This window comes from Shewanella sp. SM69, assembly GCF_025653985.1.
GTDB classification, from domain to species: domain Bacteria; phylum Pseudomonadota; class Gammaproteobacteria; order Enterobacterales; family Shewanellaceae; genus Shewanella; species Shewanella oncorhynchi.
Map to the genome: position 1 here is coordinate 29,963 of NZ_JAKKRV010000025.1, position 15,936 is coordinate 45,898.

At 45.5% G+C, this 15,936-nt stretch carries 17 protein-coding genes, 1 tRNA gene and 2 rRNA genes; 13 read left to right on the forward strand and 7 right to left on the reverse strand.

The window, feature by feature from the left end; genetic code table 11:
* Positions 1 to 129: 129 nt before the first annotated feature.
* The 4 genes from L5M37_RS22240 to L5M37_RS22255 all read right to left on the reverse strand — a co-directional run bounded on the left by L5M37_RS22240 (position 130) and on the right by L5M37_RS22255 (position 4,018).
* Positions 130 to 1,590 (reverse strand): thioesterase, encoded by a 1,461-nt coding sequence (locus tag L5M37_RS22240; RefSeq protein WP_263201851.1) that lies wholly within the window; start codon positions 1,588 to 1,590, stop codon positions 130 to 132.
* A 141-nt stretch (positions 1,591 to 1,731) separates the two neighbouring features.
* Complete coding sequence (locus tag L5M37_RS22245) at positions 1,732 to 2,772, reverse strand: MJ1255/VC2487 family glycosyltransferase (RefSeq protein ID WP_105251217.1); 1,041 nt, start codon at positions 2,770 to 2,772, stop codon at positions 1,732 to 1,734.
* A gap of 70 nt (positions 2,773 to 2,842) precedes the next feature.
* Positions 2,843 to 3,355 (reverse strand): phosphatase PAP2 family protein, encoded by a 513-nt coding sequence (locus tag L5M37_RS22250; protein WP_105251216.1) that lies wholly within the window; start codon positions 3,353 to 3,355, stop codon positions 2,843 to 2,845.
* 414 nt (positions 3,356 to 3,769) lie between these two features.
* The gene (locus tag L5M37_RS22255; RefSeq protein WP_113940145.1) at positions 3,770 to 4,018 is read right to left on the reverse strand and encodes a YgjV family protein; all 249 of its coding nucleotides are present in this window, start codon (positions 4,016 to 4,018) and stop codon (positions 3,770 to 3,772) included.
* A gap of 324 nt (positions 4,019 to 4,342) precedes the next feature.
* Between L5M37_RS22255 and rraA the strand changes: the two genes are divergently transcribed.
* The 13 genes from rraA to L5M37_RS22320 all read left to right on the forward strand — a co-directional run bounded on the left by rraA (position 4,343) and on the right by L5M37_RS22320 (position 15,355).
* Positions 4,343 to 4,828, forward strand: coding sequence for a ribonuclease E activity regulator RraA (gene rraA, locus L5M37_RS22260; protein ID WP_105251214.1), 486 nt, complete (start codon positions 4,343 to 4,345; stop codon positions 4,826 to 4,828).
* Between the two features lie 129 nt (positions 4,829 to 4,957).
* On the forward strand, positions 4,958 to 6,022 hold the full coding sequence (locus L5M37_RS22265) for a formimidoylglutamase (protein WP_263201852.1): 1,065 nt from the start codon (positions 4,958 to 4,960) through the stop codon (positions 6,020 to 6,022).
* 245 nt (positions 6,023 to 6,267) lie between these two features.
* A complete protein-coding gene (gene ubiE, locus L5M37_RS22270; RefSeq protein ID WP_006083326.1) occupies positions 6,268 to 7,023 on the forward strand; it encodes a bifunctional demethylmenaquinone methyltransferase/2-methoxy-6-polyprenyl-1,4-benzoquinol methylase UbiE in 756 nt (251 codons plus the stop codon).
* The gene (locus L5M37_RS22275; protein WP_263201853.1) at positions 7,023 to 7,643 is read left to right on the forward strand and encodes an SCP2 domain-containing protein; all 621 of its coding nucleotides are present in this window, start codon (positions 7,023 to 7,025) and stop codon (positions 7,641 to 7,643) included. The genes ubiE and L5M37_RS22275 overlap by 1 nt, the downstream gene beginning before the upstream one ends.
* Positions 7,640 to 9,289, forward strand: a complete 1,650-nt coding sequence (gene ubiB, locus L5M37_RS22280) for a ubiquinone biosynthesis regulatory protein kinase UbiB (RefSeq protein ID WP_263201854.1) — start codon at positions 7,640 to 7,642, stop codon at positions 9,287 to 9,289. The genes L5M37_RS22275 and ubiB overlap by 4 nt, the downstream gene beginning before the upstream one ends.
* Before the next feature lie 59 nt (positions 9,290 to 9,348).
* Positions 9,349 to 9,588 (forward strand): Sec-independent protein translocase subunit TatA, encoded by a 240-nt coding sequence (gene tatA / locus L5M37_RS22285; RefSeq protein ID WP_006083329.1) that lies wholly within the window; start codon positions 9,349 to 9,351, stop codon positions 9,586 to 9,588.
* Positions 9,589 to 9,594: 6 nt separating this feature from the next.
* Positions 9,595 to 10,083, forward strand: a complete 489-nt coding sequence (tatB, locus tag L5M37_RS22290) for a Sec-independent protein translocase protein TatB (RefSeq protein ID WP_263201855.1) — start codon at positions 9,595 to 9,597, stop codon at positions 10,081 to 10,083.
* A gap of 3 nt (positions 10,084 to 10,086) precedes the next feature.
* A complete protein-coding gene (tatC, locus tag L5M37_RS22295; protein ID WP_113940134.1) occupies positions 10,087 to 10,839 on the forward strand; it encodes a twin-arginine translocase subunit TatC in 753 nt (250 codons plus the stop codon).
* A gap of 45 nt (positions 10,840 to 10,884) precedes the next feature.
* Positions 10,885 to 11,406 (forward strand): hypothetical protein, encoded by a 522-nt coding sequence (locus tag L5M37_RS22300; protein WP_263201856.1) that lies wholly within the window; start codon positions 10,885 to 10,887, stop codon positions 11,404 to 11,406.
* Positions 11,406 to 12,209 (forward strand): TatD family hydrolase, encoded by an 804-nt coding sequence (locus tag L5M37_RS22305; RefSeq protein ID WP_168825782.1) that lies wholly within the window; start codon positions 11,406 to 11,408, stop codon positions 12,207 to 12,209. The genes L5M37_RS22300 and L5M37_RS22305 overlap by 1 nt, the downstream gene beginning before the upstream one ends.
* The gene (locus tag L5M37_RS22310) at positions 12,202 to 14,088 is read left to right on the forward strand and encodes a diguanylate cyclase (RefSeq protein WP_263201857.1); all 1,887 of its coding nucleotides are present in this window, start codon (positions 12,202 to 12,204) and stop codon (positions 14,086 to 14,088) included. The genes L5M37_RS22305 and L5M37_RS22310 overlap by 8 nt, the downstream gene beginning before the upstream one ends.
* 9 nt (positions 14,089 to 14,097) lie before the next feature.
* A complete protein-coding gene (gene hemB / locus L5M37_RS22315; RefSeq protein WP_198573018.1) occupies positions 14,098 to 15,108 on the forward strand; it encodes a porphobilinogen synthase in 1,011 nt (336 codons plus the stop codon).
* A gap of 19 nt (positions 15,109 to 15,127) precedes the next feature.
* Positions 15,128 to 15,355, forward strand: a complete 228-nt coding sequence (locus L5M37_RS22320) for a hypothetical protein (RefSeq protein ID WP_198573017.1) — start codon at positions 15,128 to 15,130, stop codon at positions 15,353 to 15,355.
* Between the two features lie 6 nt (positions 15,356 to 15,361).
* Here L5M37_RS22320 and rrf (L5M37_RS22325) read toward each other — a convergent pair.
* From rrf (L5M37_RS22325) to rrf (L5M37_RS22335), 3 genes are all read right to left on the reverse strand, one after another.
* Positions 15,362 to 15,477, reverse strand: a 5S ribosomal RNA gene (rrf, locus tag L5M37_RS22325).
* A 37-nt stretch (positions 15,478 to 15,514) separates the two neighbouring features.
* Positions 15,515 to 15,590 (reverse strand) — tRNA-Thr (locus tag L5M37_RS22330).
* 38 nt (positions 15,591 to 15,628) lie between these two features.
* Positions 15,629 to 15,744, reverse strand: a 5S ribosomal RNA gene (rrf, locus tag L5M37_RS22335).
* Positions 15,745 to 15,936 lie beyond the last annotated feature (192 nt).

Below are 15,936 nucleotides of genomic sequence, written 5' to 3' on the forward strand. Positions count from 1 at the left end.
TTTTTTAATTTTAATGAGTAAAATAAATTTACTTATGAACCATTTATTAAAAATAAAAAGCACTTTTACGTTGTTTGGAACACACATTGAAAGCACTTTCAAAACAAGGTTAAGCTCTTTAAAACTCAATCACTTTATGCCTTCAGTTTCAACCTTAGGTTGAGGTTCTGCACCGTCATTTGGCTTAGCCTCAAGCTTTGATTCCGGCGCTTTAATTGGCGCGGGTGGCGCCTCAGTCGCAGCAGACTTATCTTGTTCCTGTAATACGTTTGGCTCCTGCAATGGTGCATTAACCTTAGGTGTCGGTGAGCTTTGCTCTTCAGGTAAAGGCTCGACAATAATCACAGGCTCTTGTGGCACAGGCGTTTCACCTTCGATAGATGTTGCAGCTTCTGACTCTGGCGCTAAGGTGCCGAGATCTTGGTTCGCAGGGCTTTCCACCGCATGTTTAGGTAATTGATTTCGATATAAATCAATCATACGCATCACCTCAGACAAGGCTTTACCATGCTCTGGAGTGAGAATGCCATTGTGCCCAGAGACGATTTCGTCAGACACTGCCAGTACCCATACGGCTTGCATATTGGCATCGGGGCAGGTTTGCACAGTACGACGAGCCTGCAGGCGAGCACGAATTTTCCAGCCTGATTGAGGTAGCGTCATCATACAGCCAGGAATTTGATCATGCGCCATCAAGGCCGACGGCATCTTCATTGGTGTAGTGCAATTGCCACCAGAGCATTTGTCAATATCGTGGGTAATCGCCCAAGAGTTCCCGACAGCGCGCTCGCCGTCCTTGATGTAATTGAAGGCTTCTTTCACTGCAAAATCCCCCTTCGACTGCAACACCACCATACTCGGTTTTTGTCTATCTAAGCTCACCAACGTATCTAATGGCTGATACTCTTTAGCAGGTACGGCGGGATTTAACAGTAAGAATAAATTAGGATTATCCTGCTGATTATCAATGGCGGCTTTGATGCGATCTTTACTCGCATGCAAAACAACAGCACCGCCAAGACTATGGCCAATCACAGTGTAACGCAGCAGTTTATGCTGTGTTACTAAGCTATCAAGCTTATCCAGCAGTTGTGATAGACCTAACTGCCCGATACGTTTAGCAACCCGTTTACGCTGTAAAATAGTGGGAAAATCTAAGGGTTCAATCCAACTTTTTGCATCATCTGAGCCATCGATCCAAAAAGGATCATATTTATCGCCCCGCCAGCCAATATACAAACCCAACAAGTTACGCTGGGTATCGGACGCGGCCATTTGCTGATAAAACTGCTCAAAGGCAATAAAGTTTTCATCCTTAGGCTCAGCGCTATGATGCCAGCCATGGACAAAAATCAATAATTCAGGGATCTGTGCAGGCTCTGGGTGTAAAATTCGCGTCTCTAAACCTTGCCATTGCCTTTCGTCGTGGGGCTGACCTTTATCATTAAACTCAATCACATGAAAATTTTGCTTAGCGATATCAGGGCCGGGTATGTGGTAAGCCTGATCTGGAATAAAAGGAAGTAGGACACAAAGTAATAACAACATTAAAAACAGTAACTTGTACTGAGTAAACTTTTTCAGGCTCATTTATAACAACATAATTAACGGCCAGGCTAGGCCAAAATAGACGTGCTGAAAGGGACTAACAGCAAAATTGACGAAATTATACGCTAACGCCATTAAGCCAGCTAGTGCCTAAGTTGCTTTTCATCTGAACAGCAACGCTGTTTAACGCCAAGTATCGGGAAGCGTGACTTGGCTCCATAACTCTTGGCACAGCGGCTGACTATTGTGCCAGTCGCCACCGTTAATCCATTTAACGAGGGTATCCCCCACCTTTGGATATGCAATTGGGTTAGGTGATGCCGTTTTAAGCCAGCGCTTAACTATGTTCACATCGAGACTCATCATGCTATCTGCAGCCGCTAAAAGTTGTAACGCCGCCACATTCGATAACTGCTCAAACTGGCCAATCAGTGGTTTGACTAAGAGTTTTTTACCTAAGGTTAATGCTTCGCTGGCAAGCTCAAAGCCCGCATTGCCTATCACACCGCCGCAGCTGGCAAGATGTTGCTTAAACCCCTCACGATTAAAACCGTGCCATTTAATATGTTCAGCAACTTGGCCTTTAGGTTGTTGGCTGTGATATACCAAAAACTGATAATCACTAAAATGAGATAGAAAATGAGCAATCATATCCGCATCTTCAAAAGGCAAATAAACTAAAATCTGATGCGTGTGTTCGAATGGGCTGGCATCCACTTCGACAAAAGGCGGCAAAATAGGGAAGCCAAAATGATGCCAATGACACCCCAGCGCTACATCCACTGGTGCAAAATAATTGAGCAGCATCTCATTAAACCAAGTGCTACCGAGTTTTGGCACCGGATGAGTTAACGCCGCCTGATGGCTAATACCAATGGATGGCACGCCTTGGCGCCGCGCAGCCCAAGCCGACACAGGTTCAAAGTCGTTGAGTACTAAATCGTAGCAACTAAGATCTAATGCTTTAATATCTTTAAATAACGACAAGGACAAATTTTGCCGGACAGTTTGTGGCACATTCACGCGCCCGGAGTGCGTCGCAAACGTCATTCCCGCTTGAACGCGATAATCGCCAAAGCACTCCATATCGAAAAACTGATCAGGCTTACGCCCCGAAAATAGAAAGTCCACTTCAATATCTTGTTTCATCAATGCTTTAGCCATGACGCGTGCACGACTTAAGTGGCCATTCCCTGTGCCTTGAACTCCGTAGAGTATTCGCATTATGTATCCTTAAACTGATGAGTGAAGGAGAATTCCCACTAATGAAATGATTAACAGGCGCATATTTGAATTAAATCACTGGATGAACCAGCAATACCGACCCAATCCCCAATGAGGCTCCCGCCAGAATATCTAAGGGATAATGCACGCCAAGTGCAATACGTGAGCCCCCTATGCTAAAAGCCCATAAATACGCCACAGGAGCCGCCGCTGGATAGATTTGCGCCACGCTCGTTGCCATCACAAAAGCCGCAGCTGTATGACCAGACGGTAAGCTGAAGCGATCCGATGGTTCAAAACCACTCTCAAATCCCACTAATGCATGGCATGGCCGTGTGCGACGAATACTATTTTTCAATAGTAAATACAGAGGTAACTCAACCAAAAAACTCGCTAACATCAAATTAAATAGAGCCTGTCCTTGAGCGTGCGTCAGCATCAAACCCACGGACAAATATAAATACACATGCCCATCGCCACTCGCTGACACCCGCTTTGCATGGGCATATAAACCATGGTGCTGGGTGAAGCTCACGATATGGCAAAACATTCGCTTATCTAAGTCTGCAACGTAACTCAACATAAAACAGGCTCCTTGCTGGCATACCAGCGAGTTTTACTGCGATGTTAATCTGTGCATTCTCTCGACGACGCTTAGAGTGCTTAGTCTGAAACCAACCGACTCACCAAGGCTCTATTCACGATTGAATTCGTTATTGACTGCTCACGGCTAATTTACTGTTTGCTAATAATTAAACCTAAACCACATTAGCTAAAGCACTATTAGATAGCTTGAGACTAAGAAAGACCTGTGACGGCTAAGTGACATCTGCTCGAAGGTTTTATGACAAGAAGCATGGCTGAGGTTTTGATCTAGAAGGATTCTAGGGACGTTATGCAGGGGCTAAGGGATTTATTTAAGAATAGCGATAGGACAGAGGCAGAATATTGTGTTGCTCTAAACGTTAATCTCAAGAGCAACACAATCCAATAAAACTTAGGCTGCGGCGGGAGTATTTGCCTTAGCACGGTAAATTTTTGTCAAATGGTAAATATTAATACAAGCAACAAACGCATTCATCCCAGCCACAGGCCAAGCAGAAATAAAGACCCCATAAACCACAAACAGGGTGCATCCTACAAAATTCAACCATCGCAACCAAATGATATTCTTCATCATTAGAGAGATCGCCACCATTATAGAGGCAAAATAACCAATAATTTCAATCGTATTTACAGCTTCCATAGGCACCTCTCGAAGGCCCTCTACCGTCCATAAGCGTAACGGGGGGTCCATGCCCCTAAAGCAAATTAAGTTAAGTAAGTTAATTTAAACTTGGGATATAATACCAAAGTGCGCAACAGAGTTGTAATAAAAAACCGTTATTTAATGACCGATATCAAGTTTTACCGAATAAATTCTATAGTGTGACGAAAATTTACTACAGATGTGTTAACAGCCAAGTGGCAACAATACCGTGATTGATAACACTTTTCTTTTCAAGAATCCCTTTTATACTGGCGTAAACTCGCTAAACTGTACGCAACGCGGATCAATAGGAGTGTAAATATGGAATACAACACCTCAGAACTATGTGACATGTACTTAGATGTCGTAGATGTAGTCGAGCCCATGTTCAGTAACTACGGTGGTTGTAGCTCTTTTGGCGGTTCTATTAGCACCATCAAGTGCTTTGAAGACAACGGCCTAATTACCGAAGTCCTACAAGAGGATGGCCAAGGTAAAGTCTTACTCATTGATGGCGGTGGCTCATTACGCCGTGCGCTGATCGATGGCGCTATCGCAGAACTTGCGGTCAGCAACAACTGGGAAGGCATTATCGTTTACGGTTCTGTGCGCGATGTGGATGCATTGGAAGAATTAGACATTGGTATTCAAGCCCTTGCCTCTATTCCAGTGGGTGCTGATGGCAATTCAGTGGGCGAAGTGGAAATTCCAGTCAATTTTGGCGGTGTGACTTTCTTACCCGGTGATCACATTTATGCTGATAACACAGGTGTTATTTTATCACCTGAACCACTCGACATTGAGTAATCTCACTGTTCAGTCAAGAAAGCCAGCTAAGCTGGCTTTTTTATTCACTATTTTCAGCGCTTCCCCATTGAATCCTCGCCCTACTCTGGCCACAATAGCTCGACTCTGGCCGAATAAGAATATCAATCTATGCCTGAATTTATCCCCTTTACCCATACCGATATCGCCTCACTCGTCAGCCCAAGAACTGGCGAAACTAAGCTAGGCCAATGCGTCCATCTGGCCAATCACGAACACACGTTAGAGACCATACTTGCGACTGCAAAAGCCCACGGTGCATACTTTGCCATTATCGGCGTTGGCGAAGATATAGGCCCACGTGCCAATTTAGGCCGCGGCGGTGCAACCGATGCGTTCACAACCAGTATGCGCCAATGGCTCAATTTACAATCGAATCGTTTTCTTTCTGGCGCCGAATGCCTAGTGTTAGGCCAAGTGAACACCGCCGATCTGCAGCAACAAACTACGAGCAATACAACAGCTAACAGTGACGTCACCTTAGATGAATTACGCGATGCAGTGGAGCAACTCGATGAGCGCGTTATCCGTATCGTCAGTGCGATTTTAAAAGCGGGTTTAGAACCCATACTCATCGGCGGCGGCCACAACAATGCCTATGGCTTGTTGATGGCAACCTACGGCCACTACCAACGCCAAGTCGCCGCGGTGAATCTCGATCCTCATTCGGATTTTCGCCTGCTCGAAGGTCGTCACAGCGGCAATGGTTTTAGCTATGCAGCCGATCGCGGCGCCTTAGGTTGCTACCATGTACTGGGTTTACACGAGTTAAAAAACAGCGAAGCAAACCTAAGCCAACTCAGCGAATTTGGGGGCACTTGGCATAGCTTGCAACAAATTTGGGTTCGCCGTGAAATCAGCCTTAGCCAAGCTTTACTTGAAATCGCCGCCAAACTAAATGACACAGGTTTACCCGTAGGATTAGAACTTGACGTCGATGCTATCGCTAAAATGCCCAGTAGCGCTTCAACTGCTGCAGGTGTGCCATTGCTCGATGCGGCGCATTATGTCAGTTATATCGCTCGCCACTGTACATGTGCTTATTTGCATTTAGCCGAGGCTGCGCCAAGTTGCCACGAAGCTGGGATTGAAGCCGGATTCAGGGATGTTGGCCAAAGCCTAAGCGAGCTTATCTACGCTTATGTGCAGGCTCGCATGCAATTTTTGGCACAATGAATATAACCAGTTGCACCCAACTGGGCGCTAAGCTATTCACCAAATCCTGATATTGTGGTCTAATGCCAGTCCATTTTACGTGGTCGCTAAGCACTTAATCCTACGACTGTTCAGGAGTGCCTCAAGCTAAGGCACTGCAGTTAGTTTACTAGCTCGATCACAGAGTGATAGATCAAAGATTCAGCAAATGCAGGCGATGGCTTACACTCGCAACTAATACATTGCAAAACAATAGGAACACATTGATGTCTGAGGGCGAATCTAAAAGTACCCACTTTGGTTACAAAACCGTAGAGGCCGATAAAAAGGCTGAACTCGTTGCCGGCGTGTTTCATTCTGTTGCCGCTAAGTACGACATAATGAACGATGTGATGTCCTTTGGCATTCACCGTTTTTGGAAACGTTACACCATTGAAGTCTCTGGCGCCCGCCCTGGCATGAAAGTGCTCGATTTGGCCGGCGGCACAGGCGACTTAACTGCAAAATTCTCTCACTTAGTGGGCGATAAAGGTGAAGTGGTTTTAGCTGACATTAACGATTCCATGTTAAAAGTCGGGCGCACTAAGCTGCGCGACAAGGGCATAGTCAACAATGTCAGTTATGTGCAAGCCAACGCCGAAGCACTGCCGTTTCCCGATAACCACTTCGACATTATTACCATCGCCTTTGGTCTGCGTAACGTGACCGATAAAGATGCGGCGCTGCGTTCGATGAACCGCGTGCTTAAGCCTGGTGGCAAGTTATTAGTGCTAGAGTTTTCTAAGCCTCAGCATGAAATCATGCGCAAAGTGTATGATTTATATAGCTTCAAAGTATTACCTAAGATGGGCGAGCTCATCACTAAAGATGCCGACAGCTACGAGTATCTGGCTGAATCGATCCGCATGCACCCAGATCAAGACACATTAAAACAAATGATGGTTGATGCAGGCTTTGAACAAGTCGACTACACCAACATGACCGACGGCATTGTCGCATTGCACCGTGGTTATAAATTCTAATGATGCCGCAAGAAGTTGTGCTGCTTGCCTGCGCCGCAATTGAAACGGGTCTGAAAAAACTTCAGGCCCAAGCGGGCGACGATTATTCGCGCCAGCGCCAATTGCATGGCAAAGTGTTTCGCATCCAATTATCGCAGCTCAGCTGGCCATTCTATTTAGTGTTTGCCAAAGAGATCCAAGTACTGAGCCGCTATGAAGGCTATGTTGATGTCAGTCTACATGCCGATGCGACGACGCTTTACCGCGTGTCCGAAGGCGCAAACCTAACTGAACTAATCAAGCAAGATAAACTCAAGCTTGAGGGCGATCTCAATTTATTACAAAGCTTTAGCCAATATCTACGCGGTATCGAGTTTGACTTTGCCGAGCCAATATCCCGTTATTTAGGTGATGGTCCCACTCACAAACTCATCTGTTCTAGCCATCAGGCAAAAGACTTTGCACTCGAAGTGTTGCGTAAAACCCGCTCCCACTTAGGGCAACTCGCAGTTGAAGAGTATCGCCTCGCACCACACCCAATTGAGTTATTGCACTTTCGCGATCAAATGGATGATTTAGTTGCCGATACTCGCGCGATTGAACAACGGATTGCCCAATTAAGAGACCAAATTAAGCCATGACCTTTGCCAGTATCCGCCGCGGTTACCACGTCATCAAGACCTTGCTTCAGTACGGGTTAGATGACGTATTGCCGCCAAAGATGACACCTTGGTACTTTAAACTCGCCCGGAACAGCCTATTCTGGATCCGCAATAAGCATAAAAATAAGCCCGGTGGCGAACGCTTAAAATTGGCGATGCAGGAACTCGGCCCCGTTTATATCAAGCTTGGGCAAATGCTCTCAACCCGCCGCGATTTACTCAGCGATGAATGGGCCAGTGAATTGGCCATGCTACAAGACAAAGTGCCGCCCTTTGATGGTGCACTTGCCCGCCAAGCGATTGAAGCTGAGCTAAAAGCGCCGATTGAATCCCTATTCGATGACTTTAATGAAACGCCACTGGCCTCAGCCTCTATTTCTCAGGTGCATACCGCGACCTTAAAATCTAACGGCAAAGACGTCGTACTTAAGGTGCTACGCCCGAATGTAGAAACCAAGATTCAAGCCGATCTGCAGTTAATGTCGCAAACTGCCAAACTGATTGAATACCTCCTCGGTGAAGGTAACCGACTGCGCCCTGCTGAAGTGATCGAAGATTACCGCGTGACCATTTTAGGCGAGTTAAACCTTAAGCTCGAAGCCTTAAACGCAATCAAGCTACGCAACAACTTCCTCAACTCAGATGCGCTCTATGTGCCTTATGTGTATGAAGAGTTTTGCTATCCACGCCTGATGGTGATGGAACGTATTTACGGTATTTCTGTCTCGGATATTGCCGCCCTTAAAGCGCAAGGTACCAACTTTAAGTTATTGGCCGAGCGAGGTGTTGAACTATTTTTTACCCAAGTATTCCGCGATAACTTTTTCCACGCCGACATGCATCCGGGCAATATCTTTATTTCCCGCGATCATCCTGAGAACCCATACTACATTGGGCTCGACTGCGGCATCATGGGCACACTCAGCGAAGTCGATAAGCGCTATCTCGCCGAGAATTTCCTCGCCTTCTTTAATCGCGATTATCATAGAATCGCCCAGCTCTATATTGAGTCTGGCTGGGTATCGGAAAAAACCGATCTACAAGCTTTCGAACAGGCCATCAAAGTGGTGTGTGAACCTATGTTCAACAAGCCGCTCGACGAGATCTCCTTTGGTCATGTGTTGCTGGAATTATTCCGCACTGCGCGCCACTTTGATATCGTGGTGCAACCGCAATTGGTATTGTTGGAAAAAACCTTACTCTACATCGAAGGTTTAGGCCGTCAGCTGTATCCGCAGTTGGATTTATGGCAAACCGCCAAACCCTTTTTAGAGCAGTGGATGGCCGACCAAGTCGGTCCTAAAGCTATGTTTAAAAAGGTATCCACAAAACTGCCATATTGGGCTGATAAACTACCTGAATTCCCTGAACTAATTTACGATAATCTTAAGTTAGGCAGGAAATTGCTGAGTTCTCAGCAACAAATGCTAGATAAGTATTTGAAATATCAGCAGCAGGCACACAAGAGTAACTACTTGCTTATCACTTCTGCCGTTTTATTGATCTGTGGCACGTTATTGATTAATAGAGACGCTACACTATGGACCCCTTATGTTTGTCTAATTTCAGGCATGATATTGTGGTTTGTAGGATGGCGATCTAGGCCAAAGAATCGCAAATTTTAGCTAGCACTAATTAATCAGAGGTTCATAATAGAACCGATATCAATTAAGAGGATACCTTCATGGGTGGTATTAGTATTTGGCAACTGCTTATCGTTGCGTTAATCGTTGTCTTGTTGTTTGGAACTAAGAAATTACGCTCTTTGGGTGGTGATTTAGGTGGTGCGGTTAAAGGCTTCAAAAACGCCATGTCTTCAGAAGAAGACAAGAAGGCATTAGAAGACACCGAAGCGGCTAAAACAGCGCAAACAACTCAACAGGCGACTGAAAAGAAACCTGAGTCTAACAAAGAACAGGCGTAACTCTTTATGTTTGACGGTATCGGCTTTATGGAGCTGCTGCTGATCGGTGTTTTGGGGCTAGTGGTTCTTGGCCCCGAACGTCTACCGGTTGCGGTGCGTTCGGTAACGAGTTGGATCCGTGCGATGAAACGCATGGCAAACTCGGTAAAAGAAGAACTTGAGCAGGAGCTGAAGATCGAGCAGTTGCATGCCGATCTTAAAAAAGCCGAGAGCAAAGGTTTATCTAACCTCTCACCTGAACTCAAAGAGTCTATTGAGCAACTAAAGCAAGCGGCGCAGTCAGTGAATCGCCCTTATCAAGTTCAGGATCCGTCAAAAGACACCCCTGAGCCTGAGAATCAAATTCACACTCCTGCTCAAGTGAATCCAGTTCTAGCTAGCCAAACTAATCCAACAGCCACTGTAGAGGCGAGTCAAACATCGGCTTCTCCCGCTACTTCAAGTGAGCCATCTCAGGGCGTGGATACCAGTTCTAACCCGAAAGCCAACGGATAATTCATGTCGCAACAGCAGCCACTTATCAGCCATTTGCTTGAACTTAGGTCCAAGCTGCTAAAATCCATTGCCAGTGTGTTATTAGTGTTCATTTGTAGTGTGTACTGGGCAAATGATATCTACCACTACATGGCAATACCTTTAATGCAGTCTTTACCTCTTGGTGGCAGCATGATTGCGACGGATGTCGCTGCACCATTTTTTGCACCTTTCAAACTAACCCTCGTTTTATCATTTTTTGTGGCAGTGCCCTACGTGTTATTTCAAATTTGGTCCTTCGTGGCACCGGGTTTATATAAACATGAAAAACGCTTAGTGATGCCACTGCTATTCAGCAGTACCTTATTGTTTTATCTCGGCATTGCATTTGCTTATTATCTTGTATTCCCTGTTGTTTTTGGTTTTTTTGCTAACAATGCGCCAGAGGGAGTTCAAGTTGCGACAGACATTACCAGTTACCTTAACTTTATTCTGAAGCTGTTCTTTGCCTTCGGTCTATCCTTTGAAATCCCCATTGCCGTTGTTTTACTCTGCTGGTCAGGTGTCACGACACCTGAAGATCTCAAGCAAAAACGTCCTTATATCATAGTGGGCGCCTTTGTCGTCGGCATGCTATTAACCCCACCGGATGTGATTTCCCAGACTATGCTTGCTGTACCAATGCTGTTATTGTTCGAAGGCGGTTTATTAGCGGCTCGTTTCTACAGCAAACCAGATGACGAGTCAGACGAAGATACTGAACAAACAAACGACTAACGTCCTCGAAGGCGTTAGGGGAATAATATAATAAGGAACATTCTCATGCGCTTAACTCTTATCACGGCAGCGATCATGCTTGTATCTGTCCAAGCAAATGCCAGCATTGAACAACAATTAACCCAATGTGCAGCAACCGCCGATAAACTCGACCGCTTGATTTGCTATGACAAGCTAGCTGAAAGCGTAAAAGCTGACACCATTAGCACTCAAACGATACCGACTACAGTAGCAACAGTTGCAGTCCCTACGACTGCAGCAGCGATAGTGGCAATCGCCCCCCAAGCACCAGCGGCAAAAATTGCCGATGACTTTGGGATGGAAGCCAAGCGTGTTCAAGAAAATACTGTCGATAAGATTTATTTAGAGATTCAATCTATAGCTGAAGATGCCTACGGAGACATTAAAGTGACTTTCACTAACGGTCAGGTATGGAAACAAACTGATGGCCGTAAGTACAATGTTAAGCAAGGTGAAACTGTCTATATTGAAAAAGCCGCTTTAGGTTCTTTTTTAATGGGTACCGATGATCGCAATGCCAAGGTTCGGGTAAAACGCCTAAAATAATGCCCTCATACATAGATATCGCTGTCAATTTACTTGGCAGCGCACTCGAACAAGATACTGTATCGATAATACAAGCGGCGGCGGACCAAGGGGTTTCGCCGTTAATTGTTATTGGCAGCGATTTAACTGAAAGTGCGGCAGCCATTGCTGTATGCGAGCAATATCCTAATCAACTTTACTGCACTGCTGGTGTGCATCCCCACCATGCCAGTGGTTGGCATGATGGCTCAAACGCTCGACAAGCTGAACTCTGTCACGCACCGCAAGTGGTTGCCGTTGGCGAATGTGGTTTAGACTACAATCGTGATTTCTCCCCGAGACCTATCCAGCGCCAAGCTTTTATTGCGCAACTGGAATTGGCGATTGAACTTCAAATGCCCGTACTGATGCACGAACGCGATGCCCACGAAGACTTTATCGCAATCCTGCGTGAATATCGCCCCCAGCTTAATGGTGCGCTTTTACATTGTTTCACAGGCACTCACGCACAGATGGAAGCCTATATTGACCTAGATTTACACTTAGGCATAACAGGTTGGGTCTGTGATGAAAGACGCGGCCAAGAACTAGCGCAACTCGTTCCCTTTATTCCGCAGAATCGCATTTTAATCGAGACAGATAGCCCTTACCTACTTCCCCGTAGTATGCGGCCCAAGCCTAAATCGAGCAAAAACAAGCCCGAATACCTTCCTTATATCGCAAATTATATTGCAAACCTACGCGGAGAAAATGCGGATGAGTTTGCAAAACGTTGCTACCAAAATAGCTTAGCGTTTTTTAATTTGGATCGAGTCCATGCTTAACAAAAACATGCCACTCATACTCTTGCTGTGGCTATGGATATGCCCAACACAGGCCTTGGCAACCCTATTGAGTATTGACGAGTCAACCTCGACGCCTTTAAACCTTACGCCCTGGCTAATGGTCAGCCACCCTACACCAGCAAAAGAACTGGCCGAAATACAAGCTTTGCCAAAAACTGAGTGGCATAACTTTACCAATAAAGACATTCAAAAACTCAGCGGCCATGATTTTTGGCTCAGTTTCAGCTTAACCAGCCCTGACGAAACACTTTCGCGCATTTTAGCGCTAGATAACCCTTTGTTAGACAAGGTAACTATCTACCATTTAGTCAATAATAAACTCATGAATACTGTACTGATGGGTGATATATTCCCCTATGAGGATCGACCATTCTTGAGCAATATTTTCCTATATCCTTTCAAGATCAACACAGATGACTCCCATACTTTCTATCTGCATATTCAAACTGAAGGTAGTGCTGCAGTACCATTAAACTTATGGTCTTCTAATGACTTAGCTCAAATTGCCGAATCTACCGCCGTTGAGCATGGATTCCAACTTGGTGTACTTGCCGCAATCGGCATTTTTAGTCTTTTTATCGCCATAGCATCGGGCTCATTCAGCTACAGCTATTACTCTGGCTATGTACTTAGCATGACCTTACTCGTCGCCACGATTAACGGTTTTGCCTTCCGATTCCTCTGGCCAGACTGGCCGCTATTACAGCAAATTATGGTGCCGTTTTTACTGCCAATCGTTATGGCATTTGCGTTAATGTTTACTGAAAAAATATTACAGCTCAAATATTTAAACCGCCGTATGTTACTCACTTGTCGCTATAGTGCTGTGTATATTCTATGTGTGGGACTTACCACACCTTTCATCCAATATGGTACAGCGTTAGATATTGAGATCATTTCAGTTGCAGTGCTCAGCCTAGTCCTGATGGTCTTTGCCATTACTCAGGCTATCAATGGCCATAAACTGGCACGTATGTACACTATTGGCTGGGTGAGTATGCTGACAGGCGCTTGCATCAGTAGCTTGCTATATCTCAGCGTGATTGACCTCAATTTAAAACCGCAAACCCCTGTCATGCTCGGCCTGACATTTGAAATCATCTTTATGTCTCTGGTGCTCGCCATCCGCTATAACGATGAGCGCAAAGCTAAACTACGTATCCAGCAAGAAGCCTTAAAGCAAGCACAGAAAATTCGTAGTGCGCGGGAAGAAGCCCTAAAAGCGGAAGCCGAGAGCAATGAGAAACTCGAACAAATGGTGCAAGAGCGTACTTTAGAACTGGAAATCACCCTCAGAGAATTGCATGAGGTGAATCAAAAGCTCACCGAACAAAGCACTATCGACAGTTTAACTGGGGTCAAAAACCGCAGTGCCTTTGATAAACGTTTAATCGCTGAAAGCCGGATCAGTCGCAGGCAAGAAACACCCATAGCACTGTTAATGCTTGATATTGATCGCTTCAAGCTGATCAACGACAGATTCGGTCATCTTGCAGGCGATCAAGCATTACGTACAATAGCTCAAACATTACAGCAGCATTTAAAACGGCCAACGGATCTAGTGTCACGTTTTGGGGGGGAGGAATTTGCTATCATCCTTCCTAATACAACTGCAGAAGGCGCACTCCAAGTTGCTGAAACAATAAGAGACGCTGTTGCCTCTATTCATTTTGAATGGGAAGGTGAAGCGATACCTTTGACTATCAGTATCGGAGTCAGTGCCGATATAGTGACCCACGATCAACACAGTACTAAATTACTAGAACAAGCAGATAAAGCCCTCTACCAAGCAAAAAACGGTGGGCGTAATCAAGTCAGCTTGTATTTATCGGATCAAGCAAGACCAGTACCTAATTAGGAGTCAAATGTGAATATCATTACCAGTGCCTTCCCTCAGCGTAGAATGCGCCGCATGCGTAAACATGATTTTAGCCGTCGCCTCATGGCCGAAAATCATCTAACGGTCAATGACTTGATTTACCCAATGTTTATTCTAGAAGGCACTAATCGCAGTGAAAAAATAGCCTCTATGCCAGGTGTTGAACGCTACTCGATAGACTTGCTACTGAAAGAAGCTGAAGAACTGGTTGAGTTAGGTATCCCATTGATCGCACTTTTCCCTGTGACACCTGCAGAGAAAAAAACATTAATGGCAGAAGAAGCCTATAACGCAGATGCCCTAGTGCAACGTGCAGTACGCGAGCTCAAAAAAGCCTTTCCACAGCTAGGCATCATGACTGACGTGGCACTAGATCCTTTCACCACTCACGGTCAAGACGGCATCATAGACGAAACGGGCTATATCCTTAACGATATCACCACCGAGATTTTAGTGAAGCAAGCACTGTCACACGCCGATGCTGGAGCTGACATCATTGCACCATCGGACATGATGGATGGCCGCATTGGCGCGATTCGCCAAGCATTAGAAGCGGCAGGGCACGTCAACACCCAAATCATGGCTTACTCGGCAAAATACTCTTCAAACTACTACGGCCCATTCCGTGATGCCGTAGGCTCAGCGGGTAACCTCAAAGGTGGCAATAAGCATAGCTATCAAATGGATCCAGCGAACAGTGACGAAGCTTTGCATGAAGTCGCACTCGATATCCAAGAAGGAGCCGATATGGTGATGGTTAAGCCAGGTATGCCGTATTTAGATATAGTGCATCGCGTTAAAACTGAACTTGCAGTGCCAACATTCGCCTATCAAGTCAGTGGTGAATACGCCATGCATATGGCTGCAATCCAGAATGGATGGTTAGCCGAAAAGGCCATCGTCATGGAGTCCCTACTCTGCTTTAAACGCGCAGGCGCAGACGGTATTTTAACTTACTTCGCTAAACGTGCTGCCCAGTGGCTTAAAAAAGAAGCTTAAGCAACCTAATGCGAAACTAATGCAAAAGCACCACCTCAAAGCAGCCTTCTGGCTGCTTTTTTTATCGATGAATAGTGAAAAATCTGGAAGTAAAGCTTGTGTATTGAGGGGAAGAAAAGACTCGTCAACAAAGCTAATAGCAATACTTACAGTCGGCAGCATTGCTATTAGTGCAAATAATGTTACAGATTATAAAAGCAAAAAAGCCAGCTTATTCAGCTGGCTTGGTTACATCTCAATGAGATAATTAGGCGCTTGGCGATGACCTACTCTCACATGGGGAGACCCCACACTACCATCGGCGCGTTTGCGTTTCACTTCTGAGTTCGGGATGGGATCAGGTGGTTCCACAAGGCTATTGTCACCAAGCAAATTCTTTATTCTAGGATTAAACACTAGATTGTAATGGTGCTGATACCCAGAATCGAACTGGGGACCTCATCCTTACCAAGGATGCGCTCTACCGACTGAGCCATATCAGCAATTCTATACTAATCAATTAAGATTATTTAAATTAGGCGCTTGGCGATGACCTACTCTCACATGGGGAGACCCCACACTACCATCGGCGCGTTTGCATTTCACTTCTGAGTTCGGGATGGGATCAGGTGGTTCCACAAGGCTATTGTCACCAAGCAAATTCTGTTTATTACCGTGTCCATCTCTGGACCACGTTAATAATAATTCGGAAAGCTGATTTGCTTTGTTTGAGTTCAAACTTTATCAAGTATCTGTATTCTGTCTAAGGTCGCTTAGCAAAACCCATCTGGGTTGTATGGTTAAGCCTCTCGAGTCATTAGTACATGTTAGCTCAACGCCTCACAACGC